The sequence below is a fragment of the Frankia sp. CgKIO3 genome (assembly GCF_977946435.1).
Window position 1 is genome coordinate 1 of the sequence record NZ_CDWTMO010000233.1, and the last position, 4,905, is coordinate 4,905.

4 protein-coding genes are annotated in these 4,905 nt (G+C 71.6%); 2 read left to right on the top strand and 2 right to left on the bottom strand.

Features of this window, described 5'->3' with window-relative positions; genetic code table 11:
• Positions 1-134 precede the first annotated feature (134 nt).
• Both AC08OJ_RS18590 and AC08OJ_RS18595 read left to right on the top strand, forming a co-directional pair.
• Complete coding sequence (locus AC08OJ_RS18590) at positions 135-1,301, top strand: alpha/beta hydrolase fold domain-containing protein (RefSeq protein WP_476596408.1); 1,167 nt, start codon at positions 135-137, stop codon at positions 1,299-1,301.
• A gap of 223 nt (positions 1,302-1,524) precedes the next feature.
• Positions 1,525-2,550, top strand: coding sequence for a universal stress protein (locus AC08OJ_RS18595; RefSeq protein ID WP_476596409.1), 1,026 nt, complete (start codon positions 1,525-1,527; stop codon positions 2,548-2,550).
• A gap of 75 nt (positions 2,551-2,625) precedes the next feature.
• Here AC08OJ_RS18595 and AC08OJ_RS18600 read toward each other — a convergent pair whose 3' ends face one another.
• Both AC08OJ_RS18600 and AC08OJ_RS18605 read right to left on the bottom strand, forming a co-directional pair.
• Entirely contained in the window at positions 2,626-3,705 is a 1,080-nt protein-coding gene (locus tag AC08OJ_RS18600; RefSeq protein ID WP_476596410.1) for an LLM class F420-dependent oxidoreductase, read from the bottom strand.
• Complete coding sequence (locus tag AC08OJ_RS18605) at positions 3,620-4,618, bottom strand: class I SAM-dependent methyltransferase (RefSeq protein WP_476596411.1); 999 nt, start codon at positions 4,616-4,618, stop codon at positions 3,620-3,622. Before AC08OJ_RS18605 ends, AC08OJ_RS18600 begins: the two co-directional genes overlap by 86 nt.
• Positions 4,619-4,905: the final 287 nt, after the last annotated feature.

Below are 4,905 nucleotides of genomic sequence, written 5' to 3' on the forward strand. Positions count from 1 at the left end.
GCTCCGGCTCCGGCCGCGATCCGGGTGTCCCGAACGGACAACACCCGGGGCCGTCCGCCTAGAATATCGACAAACGCCAAGATCAAGGGATTCATCATGCGATCGGATGTTCGGGGCGGTTAGAGCGGCAGGGCATGATGACTGGCGGAGGCGAGAGTTCCGTCCCCGCTGACCCCTACCCGGCCGATCCCTGCCCGGCCGATCCCCGTCCCGCGGACGGCCCTCCGGAAGGGAGAATTGTCATCATCCGCTCCGCCCAGCACCGATTCCTCGCCGCCGCCACCGGCAGCATGCTCGCGCTCGGCCTGGGCCTGGCTGCGTGCTCCCGGCACGGCTCCGCCCCTCGCCCCGCGTCGCCGACAGCGTCGGGCCCGGGTGGCCCGAACAGCGCACCCGCGCAGGCCGGCACGCCCGAGGAGTCCGGCGGCATGTGGGTCCTGCGGGACGTGCCCTACGCGCCGGTCTCGCCGGCACAGCGGCTGGATCTCTACCGTCCCTCCCCGCCGGCCCCGACGGCAGGTGCCGAAGGGGCCCAGGTGACCCCCGGGACGGTCCTGCCGGTGGTACTCACGATCCACGGTGGCGCGTTCATGCTCGGCGACAAGCGGGACGACCTGCCGGTGGTCCGAGCACTCGTCCACGCCGGGTACGCCGTCGCCAGCTTGAACTACCGGCTGTCCGGGGAGGCAAAGTTCCCGGCCGCGGTCCAGGACGTGAAGGCGTCCGTCCGCTGGCTGCGGGCCCACGCGGGCACCTATGGCCTGGACCCCTCCCGCATCGCCGCGACCGGCGCGTCGGCCGGGGCCTACCTCGCGGTGATGCTGGGCACGACGAGCGGCGTGGCGATGTTCGACGACCCGGGGCTCGGCAATCCCGGGGTGTCCAGCGACGTCCAGGCCGTCGTCGACTTCTACGGCCCGGTGAACTTCGCCTCGATGGACGCCCAGCTGCGCGCGAACGAGCGGTGCACCGTGGCTGACGCCCAGCACGACCAGCCCCACTCGCCGGAGTCGCGGTTCCTCGGCCGCACCGTGACGGCCGTGCCCCAGCTGGTCCGGGTGGCGAGCCCCCTGAACTACCTGAGCCGCGGGCCGCTGCCGCCGTTCCTGATCGAGCACGGGGACGCGGACTGCACGGTCCCCCACCAGCAGTCGCTGGAATTCGCCCACGCGCTGCGCGCCGCCGGAGCGCCGGCGGTGGACGTGACGATCGTGCCGGGCGCCGGCCACGGCGGTGCCTTCCCGGCCCGGGAGCGGATGGGCGTCGTTCTGGCGTTCCTGCACCGCACCATCGGCCGCTGACGGCCGGCACACCACCCGGCGCTCCGTCGACCAACCACCTCTGCGGCCTCAGGCCACCTCTCCGACCTCAGGCCATCTCTCTGGCCTCAGGCCGCGGGCCATCCGGCAGGGTCATGACCGGCCGCAGGCCCCACCGGCTCACCCCGCGCGTCACGTCGCGGGGGTCACCTTCAGGCGGAACCATGGCAGTGACGGGGAGCAGCACGGCGAGAGGGTGATAGGGATGTCGGACACCGCGGCACAGTCGGACACCGCGGGGTACGCGCGCCCCGCCGGGCAGGCCGTCGAGGCGGCGGACGCGGAGTCCGCCGCCGGTGGGATCGTCGTCGGGGTCGACGGTTCACCCGCGTCCGTCGCCGCGATCCGGTGGGCCTGCGACGAGGCCGCCCAGCGCCTGGTCCCGGTGATCGCGGTACTGGTATGGGACGTCATGGGCGAACCGCGGCCGGTCTTCGAGACCGCGGCGAACGCCGACCGCGAGGGTCTGGCGCACGCCGCCACGCGGGTTCTGGACACCGCGCTGACCGCCGCCCGGGTCAGCGATCCGACAGTGCGGATCATCCGGCGGGTCGAGGAGGGCAGTCCCGTCCCGGAGCTGCTGCGGGCCGCGGCCGACGCGCGGATGATCGTCGTCGGCGAGCGCGGTCACGGGGCCCTGCACCGGCTGGTGAGCGGCTCGGTAAGCCAGGGTGTGGTGCACCATGCCTCCCTGCCGGTCGTCGTGGTAAGGCCGGTCGCCCCGGCCGCCGGATCCGGCAGGCACCGGTCCGGAAAGCATGACCGCGATATGGCGAGCGGCGGCGCGCACCAGCCCGTCGGCATCGACGACCGGCCGGTGGTCGTCGGCGTGGACGGCTCGGCCCCCTCGCTCACGGCACTACGGTGGGCCGTCGAGGCGGCGATGCTCCGCAAGAGCGCCCTGCACGTCGTGCACGCCTGGCACCTGGACATCCCGATCTACCCGGGGAGCTACGCCGATATCGGATCGGCGCTGGCGGAGCAGGCCCGGCAGACCCTCGACCAGGCCGTCTCCACGATCGTCACCGAGCACGCCGGCGGGCTGCCCATCCCCGTCAGGAAGGAGACCGTCGTCGATGGCCCCGCCCATGCGCTGCTGCGGGCCTCGGCTGACGCGCAGCTGCTCGTGGTCGGCAGCCGCGGGCACGGCGGCTTCGCCGAACTGCTTCTCGGTTCGGTGAGCCACCAGTGCGTCCTGCACGCGCACTGCCCGGTGGCCGTGGTCAGGTAGCGGCCCCGGTGGCCCTGGTCGGTAGCGGCGCGGCCCGTGGTCGGGAAACCGGCGCGGTCCGTCCGGCGAGGTCGATCAGCCGATGCCAGCCGGCGTGGGGATGCGGGGGCGCAGCGTGCTCAGCAGGCCGAGGACCCGCTCGGCCAGATCCTGCTCTCCCCCGCCAGCCGATCCAGTTGATCCGGCTGATCCGGTCGATCCGGCGGTGTCCCACGCTCCGAGCAGGAAGGACGGAGTCAGGCGGACGTAGAGCTGGACCGCGGTGACCCCGGGCTGCACATATGCGGCGATCTGGTCGCGGCACTGCTCGGGCGTGCCGTGGATGAACAGGGCGTCGATGACCTCGTCGGGTAGCGCCCGGGCGGCACCACGCTGGTCCCCGGCGGTCCAGCGCTCGTGGGACTCGGCGAGCCGTTCGCCGTTGCCGAGCCATTCGTGGAAGGCGTGGTAAGGGGTCTGGTTGAGGATCCAGGTGAGGAACGGCCGGCTGTCGCGGCGGGCGACGTTCGGATCGGCGTTCGGGCTCACGAAGACCTTCACCACCAGCTCCTTGCCCGCTGGCTGCGGTCCGACGGCGGCACGGACCTTGATCAGATCTTCGGGGGACAGCAGATTGGTGACGGCACCGTCCCCCTCGGTGAAGCCGAGCTTGAGCATGCCGGGCCGCAGCACTCCCAGGATGACCTTCGGCGTCTCGATCGGAGGATTCGGTAGGACGAAGCCGCGGATCGCGAACGTGTCGAAGGCGCCGGAGACCACCTCGCCGCGCAGCGCCCGGGTGAGGAAACGAAGCGTGTCCCGGGTCCGACGGAAGGGCTCGTCGAACGGGATGCCGTTGAGGTCGGTCACGTGGGCGGGCACCGACGAACCGATGCCGAGGACAAGCCCGCCGAACGTCAGATCGGCCAGGGTCGCCGCGGTCTGGGCGAGCACCGCCGGGCCGCGGGTGTGGACGGGCACGATCGCGCTCGCCAGGCGCACCCGGGGATCCCAGGCGGCGGCGACCGCGAGCGGGGTGAACGCGTCGACGCCTCCGCCTTCGGCCGTCCACACGTCGCTGTAGCCGGCGTCAGCGAGTCCCGTGACGATGCGTCGATGGTCCCGCAGCGGGATGCCGGGCAGAGGAAGGGTGACACCGAAACGCGGAGTGGTCACGGGAGTACCTCACGGGTGGTCGACGGTGTTCGGTCAGATGGTCGTCGCGGAGACGGAGGACAGAGGACAGAGACGGAAGGGCGGGAGTTCCCGCGCCCGGAAGCTCAGGCCGGGGGCGCCGGCCCCAGGCAGCGATGATGCTGGGCCCGAGGTCGAGGAAGTCGGGATCGGCGAGCAGGGCCAGGGCCGAGTCGAGATCGGCACGGGTAAGCAGGCCGCTGTCGACGAGGTAGTCGGCGGACTGGCCGAACGTCGCACGCCACAGGCGCCCGATCTCGTTGGAGCCGCCAACCGGGTAGTACGTGGCGTGCAGACCGGTGTCGACCAGGCCCGCCCGGGTCAGCGGCGCCGGCAGCGTTCGCCCCCACCACAGGTCCGACCCGATCGACGACGCCATCGCCTGGCCGATCGCCTCGAAGGCGTGCCGGAATCCGTCGTGCGGTGACGAGTCGACCGGGGACAGCACGAGATCCTCAGTGACCAGCCAGCCGCCCGGGGCCAGCCAGGAGACTAGCCGCCGCAGCACCTCCTCACGCTCGGGGATGTGCATGAGGACGGTGCGGGCATGGATGAGGTCGAAGGAACCCGGCTCGAAGTCGTGGGTGCGCACGTCCGCTTGGACAATCCGCAGGTTCGACCGGCCGGCGTCGTCGAGGAAACTCGTGCTCACGTCGACCGCAGTCACCTCCCCGCCGGGGAACCGGTCGGCCAGCCAGTAGGCGACCGAATCCGCACCGGCACCGATTTCCAGGAACCGCCCTCCATCGGCGATTCCCCGCGCCTCGAGAACGGCGTGCGTGGCCGGGTCCACCTGTGATTCCAGCAGTTGCAGCCGGCCGAGTTCCGTGGAGATGTCGTGGCTGAGGATACCCTGGACGTATCCGACCGACGTGTCGGGCGCGGAACGCTGCATAGCGATCACGTCTCGCGCCGGCGCCAAGGCCGCATCGGATCCCGTTGTACTGGTCATCGTCTCCCCTGGGCATGGTTCTGGGCCGGTTCCGGGCGGTCGCGGCCAGGTCCTAGACCGGTTGCGGACCAGTTCCGGTCCGGCACGGCGGTACCGATTCCTGCGTGGTTTCCACTGTCGTACCTGGTTTTCACTGTCGCGAACAGTTTCCGCGTCCCGGACCGCGACCCATTCCAGTCGGCTCGCGGCGGCTGGTCCAGAGGCATAACGGTGCTGTTACCAGCTGTCTC